The 22177-nt window shown below is 75.2% G+C and carries 17 protein-coding genes; 6 read left to right on the top strand and 11 right to left on the bottom strand.

From position 1 onward, the window contains the following. A partial coding sequence (locus J5O08_RS14525; protein ID WP_218707597.1) for a sensor histidine kinase occupies positions 1-2273 on the bottom strand: 2273 nt, incomplete at its 3' end. A gap of 175 nt (positions 2274-2448) precedes the next feature. On the opposite strand from J5O08_RS14525, the gene J5O08_RS14520 reads away from it, so the two are divergent. Together J5O08_RS14520 and J5O08_RS14515 are read left to right on the top strand one after the other, a co-directional pair. Further along, on the top strand, positions 2449-3432 hold the full coding sequence (locus tag J5O08_RS14520; RefSeq protein WP_218707596.1) for an NAD(P)H-quinone oxidoreductase: 984 nt from the start codon (positions 2449-2451) through the stop codon (positions 3430-3432). Positions 3433-3490: 58 nt separating this feature from the next. Then, complete coding sequence (locus J5O08_RS14515) at positions 3491-4081, top strand: bacterial proteasome activator family protein (protein WP_374225983.1); 591 nt, start codon at positions 3491-3493, stop codon at positions 4079-4081. Here the strand turns inward: J5O08_RS14515 and J5O08_RS14510 are convergent. The 7 genes from J5O08_RS14510 to serS form a co-directional block, all read right to left on the bottom strand. Beyond that, positions 4078-5007 carry a DMT family transporter gene (locus tag J5O08_RS14510; protein WP_218707602.1) on the bottom strand — a complete coding sequence of 310 codons (930 nt, stop codon included), beginning with the start codon at positions 5005-5007 and terminating at the stop codon, positions 4078-4080. The genes J5O08_RS14515 and J5O08_RS14510 overlap by 4 nt on opposite strands. A 135-nt stretch (positions 5008-5142) precedes the next feature. Continuing rightward, positions 5143-6117, bottom strand: coding sequence for a carbohydrate ABC transporter permease (locus J5O08_RS14505; protein ID WP_217615540.1), 975 nt, complete (start codon positions 6115-6117; stop codon positions 5143-5145). Continuing rightward, positions 6114-7103 carry a carbohydrate ABC transporter permease gene (locus J5O08_RS14500; protein WP_217615539.1) on the bottom strand — a complete coding sequence of 330 codons (990 nt, stop codon included), beginning with the start codon at positions 7101-7103 and terminating at the stop codon, positions 6114-6116. The genes J5O08_RS14505 and J5O08_RS14500 overlap by 4 nt, the downstream gene beginning before the upstream one ends. Positions 7104-7207: 104 nt before the next feature. Next, on the bottom strand, positions 7208-8602 hold the full coding sequence (locus J5O08_RS14495) for an ABC transporter substrate-binding protein (RefSeq protein ID WP_218707594.1): 1395 nt from the start codon (positions 8600-8602) through the stop codon (positions 7208-7210). A 125-nt stretch (positions 8603-8727) separates the two neighbouring features. Further along, the gene (locus J5O08_RS14490; protein WP_218707593.1) at positions 8728-9774 is read right to left on the bottom strand and encodes a LacI family DNA-binding transcriptional regulator; all 1047 of its coding nucleotides are present in this window, start codon (positions 9772-9774) and stop codon (positions 8728-8730) included. 88 nt (positions 9775-9862) lie between these two features. Next, positions 9863-10684, bottom strand: coding sequence for an HAD family hydrolase (locus tag J5O08_RS14485; RefSeq protein ID WP_218707592.1), 822 nt, complete (start codon positions 10682-10684; stop codon positions 9863-9865). Beyond that, complete coding sequence (gene serS, locus J5O08_RS14480; RefSeq protein WP_218707591.1) at positions 10681-11976, bottom strand: serine--tRNA ligase; 1296 nt, start codon at positions 11974-11976, stop codon at positions 10681-10683. Before serS ends, J5O08_RS14485 begins: the two co-directional genes overlap by 4 nt. A gap of 83 nt (positions 11977-12059) precedes the next feature. Here serS and J5O08_RS14475 point away from each other — a divergent pair, with 83 nt between their 5' ends. Then, complete coding sequence (locus J5O08_RS14475) at positions 12060-13232, top strand: diacylglycerol kinase family protein (protein ID WP_218707589.1); 1173 nt, start codon at positions 12060-12062, stop codon at positions 13230-13232. A 16-nt stretch (positions 13233-13248) separates the two neighbouring features. Here the strand turns inward: J5O08_RS14475 and pheA are convergent, their stop codons facing one another. Further along, positions 13249-14211, bottom strand: a complete 963-nt coding sequence (gene pheA, locus J5O08_RS14470; protein ID WP_218707587.1) for a prephenate dehydratase — start codon at positions 14209-14211, stop codon at positions 13249-13251. 144 nt (positions 14212-14355) lie between these two features. Between pheA and J5O08_RS14465 the strand changes: the two genes are divergently transcribed. Beyond that, on the top strand, positions 14356-16848 hold the full coding sequence (locus tag J5O08_RS14465) for a hypothetical protein (protein WP_218707585.1): 2493 nt from the start codon (positions 14356-14358) through the stop codon (positions 16846-16848). Here J5O08_RS14465 and J5O08_RS14460 read toward each other — a convergent pair. After that, entirely contained in the window at positions 16740-19580 is a 2841-nt protein-coding gene (locus J5O08_RS14460) for a bifunctional diguanylate cyclase/phosphodiesterase (protein ID WP_218707583.1), read from the bottom strand. The two genes, J5O08_RS14465 and J5O08_RS14460, sit on opposite strands and share 109 nt — an antisense overlap. A gap of 186 nt (positions 19581-19766) precedes the next feature. Here J5O08_RS14460 and J5O08_RS14455 point away from each other — a divergent pair, with 186 nt between their 5' ends. Together J5O08_RS14455 and J5O08_RS14450 are read left to right on the top strand one after the other, a co-directional pair. Then, positions 19767-20075 (top strand): type II toxin-antitoxin system VapB family antitoxin, encoded by a 309-nt coding sequence (locus tag J5O08_RS14455; protein WP_147794834.1) that lies wholly within the window; start codon positions 19767-19769, stop codon positions 20073-20075. Next, positions 20065-20745: a LytR C-terminal domain-containing protein gene (locus J5O08_RS14450; RefSeq protein WP_218707581.1), complete on the top strand. Its 681-nt coding sequence runs from the start codon at positions 20065-20067 to the stop codon at positions 20743-20745. Before J5O08_RS14455 ends, J5O08_RS14450 begins: the two co-directional genes overlap by 11 nt. Before the next feature lie 22 nt (positions 20746-20767). Here the strand turns inward: J5O08_RS14450 and J5O08_RS14445 are convergent, their stop codons facing one another. Beyond that, positions 20768-22105: a uracil-xanthine permease family protein gene (locus tag J5O08_RS14445; RefSeq protein ID WP_218707579.1), complete on the bottom strand. Its 1338-nt coding sequence runs from the start codon at positions 22103-22105 to the stop codon at positions 20768-20770. Positions 22106-22177 lie beyond the last annotated feature (72 nt).

Here is a 22177-nt window from a genome sequence, read left to right as displayed (position 1 = left end):
GCCGGGGCCTCGGGCTCGTCGGCCGGCGCGGCGGGGGTGCGCGACGGCAGGGCGCCGCGGGAGGGCAGGCCGCCGCGTGAGGGCAGCGGGGCCGGCTCGCCGGGGGCGGGTGCGACCAGCGGGGTCCAGCCGCCGGCCTCGGCCGCGACCTCGGGGGCCAGCGTGGCCTCGGCCGGGGCCGGCAGGACCACGTCCTGCTCCGCCGGGACGTCCGAGCGCACGGCGGGAGCGGCGGCCGGGGTCGCCTCGCCGGCGGTGCGGCGGCGCGGCAGGCCCGTCTGGGTCGCGCCGTCCGTGAGCGCGGCCAGGTCGACCGGGACGGCGACGGGTGCCTCGACGGTCGGCAGCGACCCGGTGGACGGGCCGGAGGCGCGGCCGGCGGCGGGCCCGGCGAGCGCCGGGTCGTTGGCGGTGAACAGCGCGACCGGGAACCGGACGACCGCGGCCGTGCCGGACAGCTCGCCCTGGGCGCGCTTGAGGACGACCTCGGCGCCGAGCCGCTGGGACAGGCGCGCCACCACGAACAGGCCGAGGCGCTGCGCGCCCAGGGCCTCGGTGGGCGACGTCGAGGAGATCGTCGCGTTCGCGGCCGCGATCTCGTCGGGCGACATGCCCAGGCCCTGGTCGACGATGCGGACCACGACGTGGTCGCCCTCGACGCCGGTCTGCACGACCACGGGGGTGCCCGGCTCGGAGAACAGCGTGGCGTTCTCCAGCAGCTCGGCGAGCAGGTGCGCGGCGCCCAGGGCGTTGAAGCCGTGCATCAGCGGGTCGGCGTCGAGCTCGAGCTGGACGCGGTCGTACTGCTCGATCTCGGACGACGCGGTGCGGACCACGTCGGACAGCGGCATGGCCTCGCGGAGGCGGCGGCCCGAGTCGATGCCCGCGAGCACGAGCAGCGACTCCGCGTTGCGGCGCATACGCGTGGCGAGGTGGTCCAGGCGGAACAGGTTCGCGAGGACCGCCGGGTCCTCCTCGGAGCGCTCGAGCGTGTCGATGAACGACAGCTGGCGGCCGAGCAGCACCTGGTCGCGGCGGGCGACGTTGACGAACATCTCGGCGATGGAGCCGCGGAGGGCGGCCTGCTCGCGGGCGACCTGGATCGTCGTCGAGTTGACGTCGTTGAACGCCTGGGCCAGCCGACCGACCTCGTCCTGCGACTCCACCGGGATGTTCGCCAGGGTGAGGTCCGGGGTCTCGCCCGGGACGGCCACCTGCTCGACCAGGCGGGGCAGCGTCTCGCGGACCGTGCCGGCGGCCGCGGTCAGGCGGCGCATCGGGACGACGATCCCGCGGGAGACGACGAGCGCGATGAGGATCGACAGCACGGCGGCGGCCGCGGCGATGCCACCGGTGAGGACCGCGCGCTCCTGCGCCTGGCCGGCCACCACGTCGGCGCGCTCGGTCGCGGACTCGAGCAGCTCGGTGCCCACGGGGCGCAGCGAGGCGAGCTCCGCGTTCACGAGGCTGTTCCACCGGGTGGGGTCCAGCGCGGAGACGGTGAGCTCGTTGCCGGACACCATCGACAGCTGCATGGCCGTGAGGTCGGCGTCCCGCGAGCTGAGCTGGATGCCCTGCAGGCGGAGGCTGTTGGTGCGCTCACGGGCGTCGGACCGGGCCTGGTCCTGGACCGCGAACAGGGCCGCCAGCTCCCGGACGTCGGAGGAGTTCGCGCCGTCGGCGTTCAGCACGCTCGTCGCGAGCGGCTGGGCGCGGAGCACCTGCTCGATCGTGTCGGCGATGGCGCCGTACGCGGACATGCGGCTCGCCAGGGACCGCTCCGACAGCGTCTCGGAGACGACCACGGGCACGTCGTTGTCGGCCGACACGATGTCGGTGTAGTTGCTGTCGACCAGCGTGCCCGGGATGGAGTCGGCGTCGACGCGGTCGCGGATCTCCACGAGTCGCGTGTGCTGGTCGGTCGCCTTCTGGACGGAGTCGGCCACGCGGGCGTCCAGGGTCGACAGGTCGATGTCGCGCAGCGCGGTGCCGAGCGCCGCGACCGCGTCGTCCGTCGCGGACCGGGCCGCGCTGAGGTTGCCGCCGAGGTCCGCGTCGGTGACCTGCTGCACCGAGAGCGTGCGCTCCTGCTGCAGGGCCTCGGCCGCGCGGGCGTAGAGCGGCATGACCGTCACGACGTCGCGCACGGTGGCGGCGGTGCGCGCCTCGCCCACCGACTGGGTGGTGATGTAGGCCGCGGTCAGCAGCAGGACGAGCACGGGCAGCGCGAGGACCGCCAGCACCTTGGTGCGGATGCCGAGCCTGCGCAGCATGTCGACCTGCCTCCCGATCCTCGCGTCCCACCTGGCCGTGCGGGCACGCCCAGGTCAAGGCACCCGTGGAGGGCCCCCGTCCGAACCTCATCGGCGCCACCGGGCCGCCACATGAGCGCATCGGCAGGATTCATCCACCCGTGTCCTGCGACGACACGGTGCGTAGGCTCGCACGATGGACGTGGTGCAGGTCAAGAGCCCGGGCGGACCGGAGCAGCTGCAGGTGGCCGAGCGGCCCGACCCGGAGCCCGGTCCCGGCGAGGTGCTGGTGCGCGTCGCGGCCGCCGGCGTGAACCGGGCGGACCTGCTGCAGCGCGAGGGCAGGTACCCGCCGCCGCCCGGTGCGCCCGACTGGCCGGGCCTCGAGGTCTCGGGCGTCGTCGCAGGTCACGGGCCCGGAGTCGACGCCGCCGTGTGGCCGCTCGGCGCCCGGGTCGCGGCGCTGCTGCCCGGCGGCGGCTACGCGACGGCCGTGACCGTGCCGGCAGGCCTGCTGCTGCCCGTGCCGGACGACGTCGACCTCGTGGACGCCGCCGGGCTGCCGGAGGCGCTGCTCACCTCGTGGACGAACGTCGTCGACGCGGGGCGGCTCGCGGCCGGCGACGTGCTGCTGGTCCAGGGCGGCTCCGGGGGTGTCGGGTCGGTCGCCGTGCAGCTGGGCGCCGCGCTCGGCGCCCACGTCGTCGCGACCGCCGGCGGGGCGGAGCGGGCGGAGCGGTGCCGGGAGCTGGGCGCCCGCACCGTCGTCGACCACCGCACGCAGGACGTCGCCGAGGCGGTGCGCGCGGCGACGGACGGGCACGGCGCGGACGTCGTCCTCGACGTCCTGGGCGCGGGCGGGCTCGCGACGAACCTGGCGGCGCTGGCCACCGGCGGCCGGCTCGTCGTCATCGGCACCCAGCGCGGGTCGCGGGGCGAGCTGGACCTGGGCCTCCTCATGGCCCGGCGCGGCAGCGTCATCGGCACCACCCTGCGCGCCCGCCCGCTCGCGGAGAAGGAGCGGATCGTCGCGGACGTGCGGGCGCAGGCGTGGCCGATGCTGTCCGACGGCCGGCTGCGCCCGGTGGTGCACGCGCGCATCCCCCTCGACCGCGCCGCCGACGCGCACCGGCTCCTGGACTCGGGCGAGGTGTTCGGCAAGGTGCTGCTGGTCCCGTGACCGCGGCGTCCTGCCCGGTGGTCGCGCAGGGGTGCCGTCCGCGCCCGCGCGCGAGAGGATGGCGCGCATGAGCGACTCCAGCACGGGCCCGCAGCGCCCCCGCGTCGTCGTGCTCGGCGGCGGCTCCGGCGACCCCGACGACCAGGACGGCGGGGCCCGCGCGTCCGCGGGAGCCGAGGGGCAGGCGGACGCGGCCGAGGAGGCCGCCGCCTCGGTCGGCCAGCCCGCGAAGGTCATGCGGATCGGCACGATGATCAAGCAGCTGCTCGACGAGGTGCGCAGCGCCCCGCTCGACGAGGCCGCCCGCGCCCGGCTCGCCGAGGTGCACGAGCGGTCGCTCCGCGAGCTCGAGGACGGGCTCTCCCCCGAGCTGATCGACGAGCTGCACCGGATCACGCTGCCGTTCGCCGACGAGCAGACGCCGAGCGACGCCGAGCTGCGGATCGCGCAGGCCCAGCTGGTCGGCTGGCTCGAGGGCCTGTTCCACGGCATCCAGACCGCGCTGGTGGCGCAGCAGATGGCGGCCCAGGCTCAGCTCACGCAGATGCGGCGGGCGCTGCCGGGCGGGCACGGCCCGGCCGGTCCGGTCGGCCCGGGCGGCGTCCCGGGGGCGCCGACGGCGGACCAGGGGCCCGGGCAGTACCTCTAGGCCTGCCGCTCGGCCGAGGCCGGCTCCGTGGTCTCCCCCGGTGCACGGCGCGTCGCGGTCAGCACGATCGCCACCGACACGCACAGCAGCCCGACGACCTCCCAGCCGTGGGGCCACTGCCGCAGCGCGACGGCGCCGACCACCGCGGCGGTCGCGGGCAGCATCGCCAGCAGCACGGCGAACGTCGCCGCGGTGACCCGGCGGAGCACGACCTGCTCGATCGCGTACGGGACGACCGAGGACAGCACCGCGATGCCGACGACGGCGAGCGCCAGGCCGACGTCGGTCAGCACCGGCGCGGCCGGCGCGGCGAGGAAGGGCGCACCGACGAGGGCCCCGGCGGTCATGCCGACCGCGAGCGAGGCGATGCCGTCGGGTGCGGGACGCTCGCCGTCCGGGTCGGCCGCGCCGGCGTCCCCCGCAGGCCGCCGCGCCCCGTGGGCCACCCGGCGCCCGAGCAGGATGTACCCCGCCCAGCACGCCGCGGCGATGCCGATGGCGACCAGCCCCCGCACCGAGTCCTCGCCGCCGGTGCTGAGCTCCACCCCGGCGAGCAGCACGACCCCGAGCGCCGCGACGACGATGCCGAGCCGCTCCCGCCAGGTCCGCCCGGTGACCGCGGCGACGGCGACGGGCCCGAGGAACTCGATCGCCACGGCAGTGCCGAGCGGCAGCACGTCGATGGCGACGTAGAAGGACACGTTCATCGCGGCGAGCACCACGCCGAACGCCGCGGCCGCGCCGAGGTCGGCCCGGGTCCACCGCGCGCGCCAGGGGCGGCGCCAGGCCAGCAGCACCAGCGCGGCGACGGCGATCCGGAGCCAGGCGACGGTCGGCGACGGGATCACGGCGAACAGCGCGACCGCGAGCGCGGCGCCGCCGTACTGCGCGAGGCCGGAGACGGCGAACAGCGCCGGCGCCGGCACCCGCCCCACCACGCCGCCCGCTCGTCCGCTCATCGCCCACGCACTCTACGGGCCCGCACGGCAGTGGAGCGTTCTGCCGGACACGCCGGTGCGTGTCGGGCAGAACGCTCCACTCGCGGGGTGCGTGCCCGGGGGTCAGCCCTTGACGGAGCCCGCCAGGAGGCCGCGCACGAAGTACCGCTGCAGCGAGATGAACACGATGAGCGGCACCACCATGGAGATGAACGCCCCGGCGGTCAGCACGTGCCAGTCGCCGCCGCGGCTGCCCGCCATCTCGGCGACCGCCACGGTCAGCGGCCGGGAGTTCGGCGACGCGAACGTCAGGCCGACCAGCAGGTCGTTCCAGACCCAGAGGAACTGGAAGATGCCGAACGCCGCGATGGCCGGGACCAGCAGCGGCAGCAGCACCCGGAAGAAGATCTTCACGTGCCCCGCGCCGTCGACGCGGGCGGCCTCCACGAGGGACGACGGGATGTCCTTCATGAAGTTGTGCAGCAGGAAGATCGCCAGCGGCAGGCCGAAGATCGAGTGCGACAGCCAGACCGTCCAGAACGACCCGGCGACGCCCGCGCTCACGTAGTCGCGCAGCAGCGGCACGAGCGCCACCTGCAGCGGGACGATCTGCAGCGCGAACACCGCGACGAACAGGATGTTGCGGCCCTTGAAGTCGATCCACGCGAACGCGTACGCCGCGAGCAGGGCGATCGTGATCGGGATGATCACCGCGGGGATCGTGATCACGAACGAGTTGACGAAGTACGTCGCCAGGTTCGCCCCGGAGCCGAACAGCGCCTGGTCGTAGTTGTCGAGCGTGAACTCGGCCTCGCCGTTGAACAGCCCGCCGAACACGGTCCACCAGCCGGAGCGGCGGATGTCGAGCTCGGGCCGGAACGACGTGACGAGCAGGCCCACCGACGGGATCGTCCACAGGATCGCGATGAGGATCGCCGCGAACGACGCCCACGGGGAGGACAGCCGGCCCTTGGTCGCGATCGCGCGCCGCTCGAGGCGGCTCAGCCGGCGCTGGCGTCCCGGCTCGCCGCCGGCGTCGGCGGTCTCCTCGAACGCCTCGGCGAACGGCCCGGTCGGGGGGAGCGGGGTGGTGGTCATCGGATCTCCTCCGACTTGCGCAGCTGCCGCACGTTGTAGACGACGATCGGCACGACCAGGATGAACAGGATCACCGCGAGCGCGGCGCTGAGCCCCTGGTTGTTCTGCCGGAACGCCTGCGTGTAGAACTCGTTCGCGATGACCTGCGTGTTGAACTGCCCGCCGGTCATGGTGCGGACGATGTCGAACACCTTGAGCGTGCCGATCGCGATCGTGGTGAGGACGACCACCAGCGCCGGCCGGATGGACGGCACGGTGATGTAGCGGAACATCCGCATCCCGCCGAGCCCGTCCAGGCGCGCGGCCTCGACGATGTCGTCCGGGATCGCCTTGATGGCCGCCGACAGCACGGTCATCGCGAAACCGGTCTGGATCCACACCATCACCACGATGAGGAACACCGTGTTCCACGGGGAGTTGATGAGGAACTGCTGCGGCTCCAGGCCGACCCAGACCAGCACCTGGTTGAGCAGACCGGTCTGCTTCACACCGGGCTGGTCCGGCTTGAACTCGTAGACGAACTTCCAGATGATCGACGCGCCGACCATCGAGATCGCCATCGGGATGAACACCAGCGCCTTGGCGAGCTTCTCGAACCGCGTGCGGTCGACCAGCACGGCGTAGACCAGGCCGATCAGCGTCGACGCGATCGGCACCAGGATCACCCAGATCGCGGTGTTGGTGAGCACGCTCTGGAACTGCCCGCCCGTGAGCACCCGGGTGTAGTTGTCCACGCCGATGAACTCGTTGCCCCGCTTGTCGAAGAACGAGTTCCACAGGGTCAGCACCGCGGGCCGCACGAGGCCCCACGCCAGCAGCAGCAGCGCGGGTCCCGCGAACGCCGCGGCGACGACCCACCGGGGGACCCGCTTGGGCCGGTCCACCAGGAACAGGATCGCGCCCATGACGACCACGAACAGCGCGACCGCCAAGAACATCAGGGCGAACTTCTCGCCCACCGAGCTCGCGCTCGTCAACCAGCTCATGTACGCCTCCGAACCGGACGGGCCCGCCCGGCGGGACGGGGGGTGGTGCCCCCGCGCCCCGCCGGGCGGGCCGTCAGCCGATCAGTCGATCGATGCCCGACCCGTCAGGATCCGGCGGGCCAGGAGTCCTCGACGGACTTCGCGGCGTCCTCCGTGGAGGTGCCGGTCAGCCAGTTGACGATCGCGGTCCAGAAGGTGCCGGCGCCGACCTCGCCCGGCATCAGGTCGGACGCGTCGAACCGGATCACGGAGTTCGGGTCGGCGAGGATCTCGGCCGACAGCTGGTCGAACTCGGTGGCCAGGTTCTCGGGGTCCAGACCGTTGTTGGCGCTGACCCAGCCGCCCATCGGGGTGGTCTTGGCCTTGGTGTTGGCCCAGTCCGCGCTCGACAGGTAGGTCTGGAACGCCTGCACCTCGGGACGGTCGTCGAACGCCGCCACGAACTCGCCGCCGCCCAGGACCGGCTTGATGTCGGTCTGGTTGGTCGGCAGGTAGAAGGCGTAGACGTCGCCGTCCGGCGCGACCTCGGTGCCCTCGGGCCACTGGGTCTGGTAGAAGTTCGCCGCGCGGTGCAGCCAGCAGGTGCCGTCGAGGATCGGGAAGCCCGCGTCCGTCCACGGCGTGGTGGCGATCGAGTCGACGCCGCCGAGGCCGGCGTTCACGTACTCGTCGTTCTTCAGGATCTCGCCCGCGGTGTCCCAGGCCTCGATGATCTGGGGGTCGTTGAACGGGATCTCGTGCGTGTACCACTGGTCGTAGACCTCGGGCCCGGCGGTGCGGAGCACGATGTCCTCGATGAAGTCGGTGCCCGGCCAGCCGGTGGCGTCACCGGACTCGACGCCCGCGCACCACGGCATGGCGCCGTCCTCGACGATCTGGTCGGACAGGGCGATCAGGTCGTCCCAGGTCTCGGGGACCTCGTAGCCGGCGTCCTCGAACATCGAGGGCGAGTACCAGACGTACGACTTCACGTTGGAGCCCAGCGGGGCCGCGTAGAACGTCCCGTCGACGGTGCCGTACTCCTTCCACGACTCGCTGAAGAACTCGTCGACGTTCGCGACGGTGGCGTCCGGCGCCGGGACGATCGCGTCCGGGAAGTCCGTGACGATCGTGTTCAGCAGACCGGGCTGCGGGAGGTACGCGATGTCGGGCGCGTTGCCGGCCTGGATGCGGACGAGCAGCTGCGCCTCGAACTCGCGCGAGCCCTCGTACTCGACGGTGACGCCGGTGCACTCCTCGAACGGGTCGTAGGAGTCCTCCTGCGTCTGCTGCTCGGGCTCGACGATCGACGTGTAGACCGAGACGGTCGTGCCGTCGAGGTCGCCGAACTCGTCGAACACGGAGCAGTCGATCTCGTTCGCGGCGTCGGTGTCGCCGCCGCCGCTGGTGCCCCCGTCACCGGAGTCGCCGGAGTCGCCGGAACAAGCCGTGAGCGCGAGCGCCAGCCCGAGCCCGCCGGCCACTGCGGCGCTCGCGCCGCGACGACGGATCCTCATCATGCGTCTGCCTCCACCTCGTCGTGGTTGCGGGCCGAGGCGGGTACGCCTCGGTGCGTGGGTCATATGCAAGCGTTTACATGGCTGGCGCACAACCACCTGACGGGTTCCGACTTGTCACGATTTGGTCACATGGACGCGCGGTCGGCCCGATTCCGGCTCGTCCCGGTTCGTCCCCATGGCCTCGCCGTCGACCCGCGCTCGACCAGCACCGTCGGGAACACGACCTCCTCCGGCACCGGCGCGCCGGTGATCATCTCCAGCAGCATGGACGCCGCGGTGACCCCCTGCTCCTGCGCGTTCTGCACCATCGTGGTCAGGCCGAGGTGCTCGCCCATGTCGTGCCCGTCGACGCCGACGACCGACACGTCCTCGGGCACCCGCAGGCCGCGGTCCCGCAGCGCCAGCAGCGCGCCCATCGCCATCTCGTCCGACGCCGCGAACACCGCCGTCACGTCGGGGCGCCGGTCCAGCAGCGCGTGCATCGACGCGCGGCCGCCCCGGACGTCGAAGTGCCCGTGCACCTCGAGGCCCTCGGTCGCCAGCCCGCGCGCGGCCAGCTCGGCGCGCCAGCCCTCGGCCCGGCGCACGGCCGGCGACCACGGCAGGGTGTCGTCCGGCTCCCCCGACAGGTGCGCGATCACGGTGTGGCCGAGGTCCGCCAGGTGCGTGACCGCGCGGCGCGCGGTGCCGACGTCATCCAGCCCGACGGTGACGTGGCCCGGCGCGCCCGCGCCGACGAACACCAGCGGGTAGCCGAGCTCGTCGAGCAGCGCGACCTCCTCCGCCTCGAGCGGGAGCCCCACGACCAGCACGCCGTCGACGCGGCGGCGCAGCACGTCCGGGTCCAGCCGCAGCCGCCGGACCTCCCGAGACACCTCGAACGTGTAGAGCAGCGCGTCGAAGTCCTCGACCCGCAGGGACCGCTCCGCGCCCTCGATCACGTTCGCGAAGAACCAGTGCGCGACCCACGGCGTGATGAGGCCGATCGTCCGCGTCCGCCCCGAGGCGAGCGACGCGGCGGACGGCGACGGCACGTACCCCAGCTCGTCGGCGGCCCGGCGCACCCGCTCGCGCGTGGCGGCGGTGACGTTCGGCAGGCCGCGCAGCGCGCGCGACACGGTCGCGGTGGACACCCCGGCAGCCCGGGCCACGTCGACGATGCCGTGCGCCATGGCGGGGATTGTGCTCCGCCAGGGAGGCGGCGGTCCACCCTGTCGGGCGACCGGTTGCCGTGGGAGCGCTACCGCTTTCCGCCCCGCGTCAGGCCGGCGCGTGCCCGACGGTCCGCAGCACGGCGACCACGCCGTCGTCCTCGACCGTGCCCGTGACCTCGTCGGCCGCGAGCCGCACGAACTCGGGCGCGTGCCCCATCGCGACGCCGCGCGCGGCCCAGCGGAGCATCTCGACGTCGTTGCCGCCGTCGCCGACCGCGACGGTCGCGAACGGCTCGACGCCCAGGTCGCGACGCAGCTCCTCCAGGGCGCTCGCCTTGGAGACGCCACCGGGGGTCAGGTCGAGCCAGGCGCTCCAGCCGACCGCGTAGGACACCTGGTGCAGGCCGACGCGCTCGACGAGCTCGCGGAACTCCTCGGGGGTGCTGCCCGGGTCCCGCACGACGACGCGGGTGGCGGGCTGCGCGACGAGCTCGTCGAACGGCAGCACCGTCTGGTCGCCGGTGAGCTCGTGGTCGGGGAACGGCCGGGACACCCGGAAGCCGTGGCCCAGGTCCTCGACGGCGAACAGCGCGTCGGGCAGCTCGGCCTGCAGCACCCGGAGCGCGGGCTCGGGGTCGAAGGTGGTCGTGCTCGTGACCTCGTAGCCCTGCGGGGCCTCCGGGTCGAGGCGCGCGGTCACGGCGCCGTTCGAGCACACGACCCAGCCGGTCGTGATCCCGAGGTCGGTGGCCACCGGCACCGCGCTGCGCACGCCGCGGCCGGTCGCGAGCACGACGTGCGCGCCCGCGTCGCGGACCGCGGCCACGGCCTCGCGCACGGCGGGCGACACCGCGCCGTCGTAGGACAGCAGCGTGCCGTCGACGTCGAGGGCGACGAGCGTGCCGGCCGCCGTGCGCGGGTGCGTCATCGGGATCCGCCCCCCACGGGCTCCAGCACCTCGAGGCCGCCGAGGTACGGCCGCAGGCCCTCCGGGACCCGCACCGAGCCGTCGGCCTGCTGGTGGTTCTCGAGGATCGCGACGATCCACCGGGTGGTCGCGAGCGTGCCGTTCAGCGTCGCGACCGGCCGGACCTCGCCGTCGGCGGTGCGCTCGCGCACCCCGAGCCGGCGCGCCTGGAACGTCGTGCAGTTGGAGGTCGAGGTGAGCTCCAGGAACCGCTCCTGGCTGGGCAGCCACGCCTCGCAGTCGAACTTGCGGGCCGCGCTCGACCCGAGGTCGCCCGCCGCGGTGTCGATGACCCGGTACGGCAGCTCGACGAGGCGGAGCATCTCCTCCTCCCAGCCGAGGATCCGGCGGTGCTCGTCCGCGGCGTCCTCGACGGTCGTGTAGGAGAAGGCCTCGACCTTGTGGAACTGGTGCACCCGGATGATGCCGCGGGTGTCCTTGCCGTAGGACCCGGCCTCGCGGCGGTAGCAGGCCGACCAGCCGGCGTACCGCAGCGGGCCGGCCGACAGGTCGAGGATCTCGCCCGAGTGGTAGCCGGCGAGTGCGACCTCGGAGGTGCCGACCAGGTACAGGTCGTCGGCCTCCAGGCGGTAGATCTCGTCCGCGTGCGCGCCGAGGAACCCGGTGCCGGCCATGACCTCGGGCTTGACCAGCGTCGGCGTGATGACCGGCGTGAAGCCCGACTTCAGCGCGAGGTCGACGGCCGCGTTCAGCAGGGCGAGCTCCAGGCGGGCGCCGATGCCAGTCAGGTAGTAGAACCGGGCGCCGGACACCTTCGCGCCACGCTCGGTGTCGATCGCTCGCAGGCCCTCACCCAGCTCCAGGTGGTCGCGGACGGCGAACTCGGCGCCGTACTCGGCGCCGAAGTCGCGGGGCGTGCCCTCGTGCCGCAGGACCACGTAGTCGTCCTCGCCGCCCGCGGGGACGCCGTCCTCGACGACGTTGCCGATGCGGCGGGCCAGCTCGGTCGCGAGCTCGTCCGCGGCGTCGGCGTCGGCCTGGAGCGCCTTGACCTGCTCCGCGAGCTGCTTCGCGTGCGCGAGCAGGGACTGCTTCTCCTCGCCCTGCGCGGAGGCGACCTTCTTGCCGAGCGCCTTCTGCTCCGCGCGCAGGCTCTCGAAGTCGGTGAGCGCGGCACGCCGCCGGGCGTCCGCGTCGAGCACCTGGTCCACCAGGGCCGGGTCGTCGCCGCGGGCCACCTGGCTCGCGCGCACGACGTCCGGGTCCTGGCGCAGCAGCTTGAGATCGATCACGCTCCCGAGCCTACCGACCGCCGCCGCGGGGCCGCGCCGCGAACCGGAGGCGGCGGCCCACCCCCGGCGCGTAGATTCTGGGCATGACCTGGGAGGGATGGCTGGCCGTCGCCGCCGCCGCGCTGTCCGTCGCCGCTCTCGTCGTCGCCGTGGTCGCGTGGCGCGCGACCGCCGCCGAGCGCCGCGCCCGCCGCGCCGCCGGGATCCTCGGGACCGCGGCGAGCCACCACGCCTCCGTGACCACCCCCGCGCAGCCGGAGCCGCACCGCCCTCTCGTCGCCTTCGTGGCCAACCCGTCGAAGCCCGACGTGCCCGATCTGCGGGCGACCGTCCGCCGCGCGTGCGCCGAGCAGTACCTCCCCGAGCCGCTGTGGCTCGAGACCACCCTGGAGGACCCCGGCATCGGGCAGACCAAGGACGCGGTCGCGCGCGGCGCGGACATCGTCGTGGCGCTGGGCGGCGACGGCACGGTGCGCGCCGTGGCCGAGGCGCTGGTCGGTACCGGCGTGCCGATGGGCCTCGTGCCGGTCGGCACCGGGAACCTCCTCGCGCGGAACCTCGACATCCCGATCGGCGACCCGCTGGCCGCGCTGCAGATCGCGCTCGACGGCACCGACCGCACGATCGACGTCGGCTGGCTGAAGGTGCTGAAGTACGAGTCCGGCGTCGACGACGACATCGCGGAGGCGGCCGACGACCTGCCCGCGGACACCGACGTCCCGCGGGACCACATCTTCCTGGTGATCGCCGGGGTGGGCTTCGACGCGGCGATGGTCGCCGACGCGGACGACGAGCTCAAGGCGAGGGTCGGCTGGGTCGCCTACTTCGTCGCCGGCATCAAGCACCTGCACGGCCGCCGGCTGCGGACCACGGTCCGGCTGGACGACGCGCCGGGCGAGCCCGCGCGGGTGCGCAGCCTGCTCATCGGCAACTGCGGCCGGCTGCCCGGCGGGATCACGCTGCTGCCGGACGCGGTGCTGGACGACGGCTGGCTCGACGTCGCGGCGATCGACACCCGCGGCGGCGTCGCGGGCTGGGCGCAGCTGTTCGGCGAGGTGGTGCTGCAGGGCGTCGGCGTCCGCAGCCAGCTGCCCGCGAAGATCGGCCGGATCGACCACGCCCGCGCCCGCGAGGTGCACGTCGAGGTGTCCGGCGGCGAGTACGTGCAGGTGGACGGCGACGTGATCGGCCAGGTCACCGAGCTGTCGGCGCGGGTCGAGCCCGGCGCGCTGGTCGTCCGGGTCGCGAAGGCCTGACGGCGCCCCGCGCGGCTCAGACCGACGCGCCCCCGCGCACCGAGCGCAGCCAGTCGCGGGCCGTGCGGAAGTCGGCGTCCGCCGTGCCGATGTGCACGTCCGCGGCCCGCCGGTCGGCCCGCGGGTAGGAGCCCAGGTAGCGCACGTGCGGGCACACCCGGTGCAGGCCCATGAACGCCTCGCCCATCCGCTCCTCGGAGATGTGCCCCTCGGCGTCCATCGAGAACGAGTACCGCCCGAGCGAGTCGCCGATCGGCCGGGACTCGATCCGGGACAGGTTCACGCCGCGGGCCGCGAACTGCTCGAGCATCGTGAGCAGCGCGCCGGCCTCGTTGCTCGGCAGGTGCACGACCAGGGTGGTCTTGTCGGCGCCCGTCGGCGGCGGGACCTCCCCCGGGCGGCCGACGACGACGAACCGGGTGACGGCGTTCGGGTTGTCCGCGACGCCCTCGGCGAGCACCTGGCCCTCGAGCCCGTAGTGCGCGGGCGCGGCGGGCGGCACGAGCGCGGCGTCGAAGCCCAGCGCCCCGCCGTCCGCGCCGGCGCCGGCCTCGGCCAGCAGCGCGGCGGGCGCGGTGTTGGACGTCGCGGGCAGGTGCACGGCGCGCGGCGCGTGCTCCCCGAGCCAGCGGCGGCACTGCACCCAGGCGTGCGGGTGGGCGGCGACCCGGCGGACGTCCGCGAGCGCCACCCCGGGCCGCCCGACCAGCGTGAAGCCGACCGGCACGAGCACCTCGCGCTGCAGCACCAGCGGGTCCCCCACCGCGAGCGCGTCGAGCGTGGCGGTGACGCCGCCCTCGATGGTGCTCTCGATGGCGACCACGGCGTGGTCGGCCGCGCCGGACCGGACCGCCTCGATCGCGCTGACCACGTCGGTCTGCGGCAGGTACTCCGCCTCCTCGGGGCCGGCGACCTGCCGCAGCGCCACCTCGGTGAACGTGCCCGCGGGGCCGAGGTAGGCGTAGCGCGGACGCGGCATCGTGGACCTCCTGGGGACGGCCGCCGCGCGGGCGCGCGACGGGTGTGGCCGGGGCGTGCGCGGGCTGTGCGGCGCGGGTGGACGTGCCGCGGGGAGTCGCTCGCCACGACGCCACCGACAGTAGTGCGCCCGTACCCTGGGCCGGTGCCCCTGTCCACGCCTCAGCCGCGCGCGGCTGCCCGCCCCGCGCCCGCCCGACCCGCCACCGCCCGGGTGGTCGCCGCGGCGCTGGCGGCGCTGCTGACGGTCGCCGCGGGCTGGGTCGCCGCCGCTCCCCGGGCCGCGGCGGCGGACGGTGCGGACGAGGCTGCGGACCGCGCCCCCGTGGTCCTCGTCGGGGTCGCCGGCCTCCGCTGGGACGACCTCGGCTCGCTGACCACGCCCGCTCTGTGGGAGCTGTCCCGGAGCGCGTCGCTGGGCACCACGGTCGTGCGCAGCGCGATCTCGTTCACCTGCCCGTCGATGGGCTGGCTGGCGGTCTCGGCCGGCGGCCGCGCGACGGACCTGGCGGTCGCGGACGGCACGTGCCGCACGCTGCGCGACCCGCTGGCGAACGGCGCGGTGCCCGGCTGGGCCGACTACCAGGAGGCGATGTCGGCCTCGTCGTACGACTCCCGGCTGGGCCTGCTGGGCGACACCGTCGCCGCGGCGGGCGTGACCGCCACGGGCATCGGGCCGGGTGCCGCGATCGCGCTCTCCGACGCGGACGGCACGCCCGTCGGCACGCACGTGCGCGCGCCGGCCGGCACCTCCGCGCTGGAGGGCGCCGTCGCGACCGGGCTCGAGGGCTCGCAGCTCGTGGTCGTCGACGCCGGCACCGTGCGGGACCCGGGCTACCAGACCCGCGGCCGGTCCGACGGGGACGCCGACGCCCCGGCGGACAACCAGGACGAGCCGCCGCTGTCCGGGACGGACGTGGTGATCGAGCCCACCCGGGCCGAGCAGGTGCAGGACATCGACGCGCGCATCGGGGCGGTGCTGGACGCCGTCGCCGACGCGGACGACGACGCGACCGTCCTGCTGTTCTCGGTCGCGGACTCCAACCGCCGCGCGAACCTGCAGGTCGCGGCGGCGGCGGGCCCGACGCCGGACGGCGGGCGCTACGAGGGCGGTCTCATCGGCTCCTCGTCGACCCGGCAGGACGGCTTCCTGCAGACCACCGACATCGCCCCGACCGTGCTCGAGGCGCTGGGGATCCGCGACCAGGCGCCGACCGGCGCGCTCGTCGGCTCGCTGATCCGGTACAGCCCCGACGACGCGACGGCCGGCGCGCGGGTGGCGTACCTCATCGACCAGAACCGGCACGCCCAGGCGGCCGCGCCGCTGGTCGGCGGGTTCTACGTGCTCTGGGTCGGCCTGAACCTGGCGCTGTACCTGCTGGTCGTGGTCGGGCTCAACAACCGGGTGCGGCTGTGGTGGTCCGGCCTGCTCGCCCGGCTGCGCCGCCGGCCGCCCGGGGCCGGGCACCCGCGCCGCGTGCTGCACGGCCTGCGGATCGGGGCCGTCGCGGTCGCGGCGGTGCCGGTCTCGACCTTCCTCGCCAACCTGCTGCCCTGGTGGCGGTCGGGCGACCCCGCGTGGGCGCTCGCCGGCGTGGTCGCGCTGTTCGTCGCGGCGATCGTCGCGGTCACGCTCGGGCCGCCCTGGTGGCGCGGGCGGCTGCTCGGCCCGATGGGCGCCGTCGGCGGCCTCACGGCGCTCGTGCTCGCGGTCGACGTCGCCACCGGCGCCCGCCTCGCGCTCGACTCGATGATGGGACCGGGCTCGCTGGTCGCCGGGCGGTTCTACGGCTTCGGGAACCCGGCGTTCGCGCTGTTCGCGACGGCCATGGTGCTCACGGCGGTGGCGTTCGCCGACCCGCTGCTGCGCGCCGGGCGGCGCGGCCTCGCCGTCGCGGTGGTCGCCGCCGTCGGCCTGGTCGCGGTGGTGATCGACGGCGCCCCCTCGATCGGCGCGGACTTCGGCGGACCCCCGGCGCTGGTCCCCGGGTTCGCGATCCTGGCCCTGCTCGCCGCCGGCGTCCGGCTGACCTGGCGCCGCGTGGTCGCGGTCCTGGCCGCCGGCGTGGTCACCGTCGTCGGCATCGCGCTGGCGGACTGGCTGCGGCCCGCGGACCAGCGCACCCACCTGGGTGCGTTCATCGAGACCGTGCTCGACGGCGGCCTGTGGACGGTGGTGGTGCGCAAGGGCGAGACCAACCTGCGCATCCTGTTCGGCAGCGAGCAGACGCTGCTCGCGATCGGCGGCCTCCTGCTCGTGGTGCTGCTGGTCGGCCGCCCCGCCCGCTCGGCCGTGAGCGCCCCCGACGGCGGCCCGTACGCGTGGCTGTCCGCGGGCGCGCCGCTCCGCCAGATCGGCACCGACGCCCCGATGCTGATGAAGGGCCTGGTCGCGCTCGCCGTCACGCTCGGCGTCGGCTTCGCGCTCAACGACTCGGGTGTGGTCGTCCCGGCGACCGGCATCGGCCTGGCCGTGCCGCTGCTCGCCGCGGCGTGCTCGACCTGGATGCTGCTCCAGCAGCCGGCGGCTCAGCGCGGCCCGGGCAGCCTCGCCCCGACCATGCCGGGGAGCACCGGCCCCGGCACCTCGACCGGGCGGACGGCGTCGGCGAAGGCGCAGGGCCTGCCGAACAGGTAGCCCTGCGCCAGGTCGCAGCCCAGCGAGCGCAGCGCGGCGTACCGGGCCTCGTCCTCCACGCCCTCGGCGATGACGTCGGCGCCCAGCGACCGGCCCAGCGCGACGACCGCCTCGACCACGCCCGCCGCCCGCGGGCCGGCCGCGCCGGACCCGCCGAGCTCCTGCACGAACGACTGGTCGATCTTGAGCAGCGTGACGGGGTAGTCGTGCAGCCGGGACAGCGACGAGTACCCGGTGCCGAAGTCGTCGATGGCGACGCCGACGCCGATCTCCCGCAGCGCGCGCAGCATCGGCACCGCCCGGGCGTCGTCCGCGAGCGCGCTCTCGGTGACCTCGATGCCGAGCCAGCTCGCGGGCGCGTCGTACGCGGCGAGCAGGTCCACGACCAGGGTGATGAGGTCGGCCCGGTCCTGCCCCGCGGCGAACTGCCGGGGCGACACGTTCACCCAGACCCGCAGCCCGGCGCCGGTGCCGCGGTTGTGCGCGGTGACCTCCGCGAGCGCGCGGTCCAGCGCCCAGGCGCCGAGCTCGCCGATCAGGCCGGTCTCCTCGGCGACCGGGATGAACTCGGCGGGCGAGACGGGTCCGCGGGTGCGGCTGGTCCAGCGCATGAGCGCCTCGACCCCCTCGACCCGGCCGGTGACCAGGTCCACCTCGGCCTGGTAGACGAGGGACAGCTCGCCCTCGTCGACGGCGCGGCGCAGGTCGGCGGCCATGGTCAGCCGCTGCCGCGCGTGGTCGGCGCCGTGGTCCTCGTACCACTGGTGGCAGCCGCCGCCCGCCGCCTTGGCCCGGTACATCGCCACGTCGGCGCACCGGAGCAGCTCGTCCCACGCGATCCCGCCGGGCTCGGCGTGCACGACCCCGACCGAGCAGCCGACCGCGAACTCCTCGCCGCGGACCGCGAACGGCTCGTCGAAGGCGGCGACGAGCCGCAGGGCGACCTCCTCGGCGACGGCCGCGGTCGCGTCGGGGAGCAGCACGACGAACTCGTCGCCGCCCAGCCGCGCGGCGACCGCCCGGTCCGGCAGGTCGGCACCGACGCGCTCCGCGGCCCGCTGCAGCAGCTGGTCCCCGACCACGTGGCCGTAGGAGTCGTTCACGAGCTTGAACCGGTCCAGGTCGAGCAGCAGCAGCGCGGTCCCGGCCCGCGAGGTCGCCAGCGCCGCGACCGCGCGCTCCCGGGCGAGGTCCCGGTTCGCCAGGCCGGTCAGCGGGTCGTGGGTCGCGGCGTGCGTCAGCCGGTCCTGGGCCTCCCGGAACCGGGTGACGTCCCGGGCCACGACCAGCACCGAGTCCACCGTGCCGTCGGGGCCGCGCTCGGGCACCGCCCGGACGTCGTACCAGTGCCCCCCGACCTGCGCGGACATGCTGATCTGACGGCGCGGGTCCGCGTCGCCGTCGACGCCGCGGTCCTCGGAGATGGCGATCATGTGGTGCGCGAGCGCCCGCACGGAGTCCATGACCGGGGACCGGCCGGCGAGGTCGCCGACCCGGGAGCCGAGGTCGGCGTCGGTGACGCGGGCGGCGCGGCGCATGGCCTCGTTGACGAACCGGAGCCGGGCGTCGCCGTCCACCCGCGCAAGCGCGTCCGGGGTGTTGCGGGTGATCGACTCGAGGTCGCGCGTCCGGGCGGCGAGCGCGCGGGTGCGGTCGGCGGCGACCTCGACCGCCCGGAGCTCCGCGGCGGCGCGCGACGCGATGAGGCCGACCACGAGCGCGGTCAGCACCGCGCCCCCGAGCAGCGGGAGCGGTGCGAGCGGTCCGACCGCGTCCCGCGGCTCCGCGGCGAGCGTCCAGGTCCGGCCCGCGACCGGCACCGTCACGGCGAGCCGGCCGCCCGCGGCGGGGCGCGCGTCGCCGTCCTCGGCGAGCACGCCGAGGACCGTGGCGCCGTCGCTGACGACGGCGGCGTCGCGGGGCCGGGCGGTCACCGCGTCGAGCAGCGGCGCGACGGCGAACGTCGTGACGGTCCAGCCGAGCAGCCGGCGCCGGCGCTCGCCCTCGCTCCCCGGCGCCTCCGGGGAGTCGAAGACGGGCACCGCGATCGCGGCCTCGGCCTGCTGGGCGGCGCCCGCCCGCGCCAGCTTGCCCGCGTCGGAGGAGTCGAGCGCGGGCGACGTGGCCCGGTACGGCGCGCTCAGCACCGGCTGGCCGGAGTCGCGCGCGGCCGCGAGCGCGCCGGCGACCGCCGCCGCCCCGTCGGCGTCGCCGACGCCGGACGCCAGCGCGTCGAGCAGCGAGGAGGGCCCGAGCCGGACGACGCGGGCGGCGTGCACCTCCCCCGGCACCGACGCCGCCCCCGTGGGTCGCAGGTCGACGGGCCCGGCGCGGTCCGCCGGGCTCGCGGGCGCCGGGAGCCACGCGACGCCCGAGGTGAGGACCGGCCCGGAGCCGGGCCGTGCCGCGGGGTCGGCCTCGAGCGCGGGTGCGCCCGCCAGCACCCGCAGGTGGCCCTCCCAGGCCGCCGCGGCGTCGTCCCACGCCGCGCCCGCGGCGGGCGTCAGGAGGGACGCCGACGTGGACGCCACCCGGACCTGACCGCCGAGCCGCGCCACCAGGGCCTCCGCGGACACGGCGAGGTCGGCGCGCGTCGCCTGCTCCGCGCGGTCCTGCTGCTGGTGCGCGTCGAACGCGGAGGCGAGCAGCGACAGGGCCAGCCCGACGGGCACGAGCACGGCCACGACCAGCCGCACCCGCCTGCGGGCGCGACCGCGCGCGTCGACCTGCATGCGCACCCCCTCCCCGAGCCCGCGCGGCGGCGGCCCCTGCCGACCGGGCCCGCCGTACCCGTCCCATCGGCCGCCGGGCGCGGGCAGGCGACCTCGGGGCCGAAGTTCACCCGGGTGCCGCCCCCCGACCACCCACCCGCGAGCCGGTGCCCCCGGAGCGGGCCCGTCTCACCTACACTCGCGTCCGTGATCTTCAAGTCCGTGGGCGAGGGCAGGCCCTACCCCGACCACGGCCTGGTCACGCCCAAGCAGTGGGCCGACGTGCCGCCGCGCCAGGTGCGTCTGGACGAGCTGGTCACCACCAAGCGGACCCTGAACCTGGACAACCTGCTGTCCGAGGACTCGACGTTCTACGGCGACCTGTTCGCGCACGTCGTGCAGTGGCGCGGCGTGCTGTACCTGGAGGACGGCCTGCACCGCGCGGTGCGCGCCGCCCTGCAGCAGCGGCCCGTGCTGCACGCGCGCGTCCTCGTGATCGAGTCCGATGAGCGCTGACCGCACGCCGGACGCCGCGCGCCAGCGCCGCCGCCGGCACACCCGGGAGCGCCAGGCCGTCGTGTTCGGCGTGCTGCTCGGCGGCCTGGCCGTCGCCGCGTTCGGCGCCGCCGCCGTGTACACCGGCAACGTCTCGCTGCCGTTCCTGTCCCGGGACTTCTCGTCGCCCGAGCCGACCGGCCTCGCGGCCGTGAACTCGCCGTGCCCGCCGGAGGGCGCGACGCCCGTTCCGTACGGCCAGGTCACCGTCAACGTGCTCAACGGCACCACCCGGGTCGGGCTCGCGGGCGACACCGCGTCGGCCCTGTCGTCGCGCGGGTTCGTCATCGGGCAGCAGCTCAACGCGAGCCAGATGGGCTACACGACGTACAGCGGCAACGCGCTGATCCAGTTCGGCACCCAGGGCGTCGCCGCCGCGTACACGGTCGCCGCGCAGTTCGACACCCCGCAGCTGGTGCTGGACACCCGCGAGGACGCGTCCGTCGACGTCGTCGTCGGCTCGACGTACAACGCGCTGGTGGCGGCCGCCGACGTCGTGCTGGTCGCGGACCAGCCGTTCGCCGTGCCGGAGGGCTGCATCGCCCTCGACCAGGTCACCCCGGTCGCGCAGGCCACCCCGCCCCCCGCCGAGGAGCCGGCGGCCGAGGAGCAGCCCGCGGCCGAGGGCTGAGCCGCCCCCGGCCGCCGCCCGCTCAGCGCTCCAGCTCGACCCCGCCCGGGACCGACGCCGGCGACGCCGGCTCCTGGCTCGTGCCGCGCCACCGGGCCACGCCCCGCATGACGTGGTAGACCCCGATCGCCGCGGCGGTGCCCAGCGCGATGCCCTCGAACGTCAGGTCGCCCGCGGTCCAGGTGTAGTTGGCGATGCCGACCACCAGCGCGACCGCGGCCGTCGTCAGGTTCACCGGGTCGGAGAAGTCGACCTTGTTCTGCACCCAGATCCGCGCGCCGAGCACACCGATCATCCCGTAGAGCACCGTCGTGGCGCCGCCGAGGACGCCGGCCGGGATCGTGTTGATGAGCTCGCCGAACTTGGGCGACATGCTCAGCACCAGCGCGGTCGCCGCGGCCACCCAGTAGGCGGCGGTCGAGTAGACCTTGGTCGCCGCCATGACGCCGATGTTCTCCGCGTAGGTGGTCGTGCCGGAGCCGCCGCCGAGGCCGGCGAAGGTGGTGGCGAGGCCGTCCGCGAGCAGCGCGCGGCCGGTCAGCGGGTCCAGGTCCTTGCCGGTCATGGCGGCGACGGACTTCACGTGCCCGACGTTCTCCGCGATCAGCACGAACACCACCGGCAGGAACAGGCCGAGCAGCCGCGGCTCGAACGTCGGGGCCACGAAGTGCGGCAGCCCGAACCAGGACGCCTCGCCGACCGCGGTGAAGTCGACCTCGCCGCGCAGGGTGGCGACGACGTACCCGACCACGACGCCGACCAGGATCGACAGCCGCCCGAGGATGCCGCGGAACAGCACCGCGGACAGCACGATCGCCCCGAGAGTCACGATCGCGGTCACGGGGGCGGCGCGGAAGCCGCTGCACGCCCCGGTCTCGTCGCAGGTGCCCCACGCCGTCGGCGCGAGGTTGAAGCCGATCAGGGCGACGACGGTGCCCGTCACCACGGGCGGCATGACGACGTCGATCCACCGCGAGCCCGCGAGGTGCACGACCAGGCCGATCGCCGCGAGCAGCAGGCCGGTCGCGAGGATGCCGCCGACGGCCGCGGACTGCCCGCCGGAGGCGGTGGCGGCGACGATCGGGCCGATGAACGCGAAGCTGGATCCCAGGTAGGACGGCAGCCGGTTGCCGGTCACCAGCAGGAACACCACGGTGCCGATCGCGGAGAACAGCAGCGTCGTCGCAGGGGAGAAGCCGGTGAGCAGCGGCACCAGGAACGTCGCGCCGAACATCGCCACGACGTGCTGCATGCCGATGCCGATGGTCCGGGGCCAGGACAGCCGCTCGTCGGGGGCGACGACCGCTCCCGGCTCGACCCTCCTGCCGTCGCCGTGCACCCGCCAGCCGATCGCGCTCACCGCGGTCCTCCTCCTACGCCGGCGCCCCGGTCGGTCCGCGCGCCGCAGGGCAGGCTAGCGGGTGACGCGTCA

The organism is Cellulomonas sp. PS-H5 (assembly GCF_019265565.1).
In the GTDB taxonomy this organism is placed as follows: Bacteria; Actinomycetota; Actinomycetes; order Actinomycetales; family Cellulomonadaceae; genus Cellulomonas.
The sequence above is the reverse complement of the archived record's forward strand: the minus strand, read 5'-3'. Positions and strand labels throughout refer to the sequence as shown.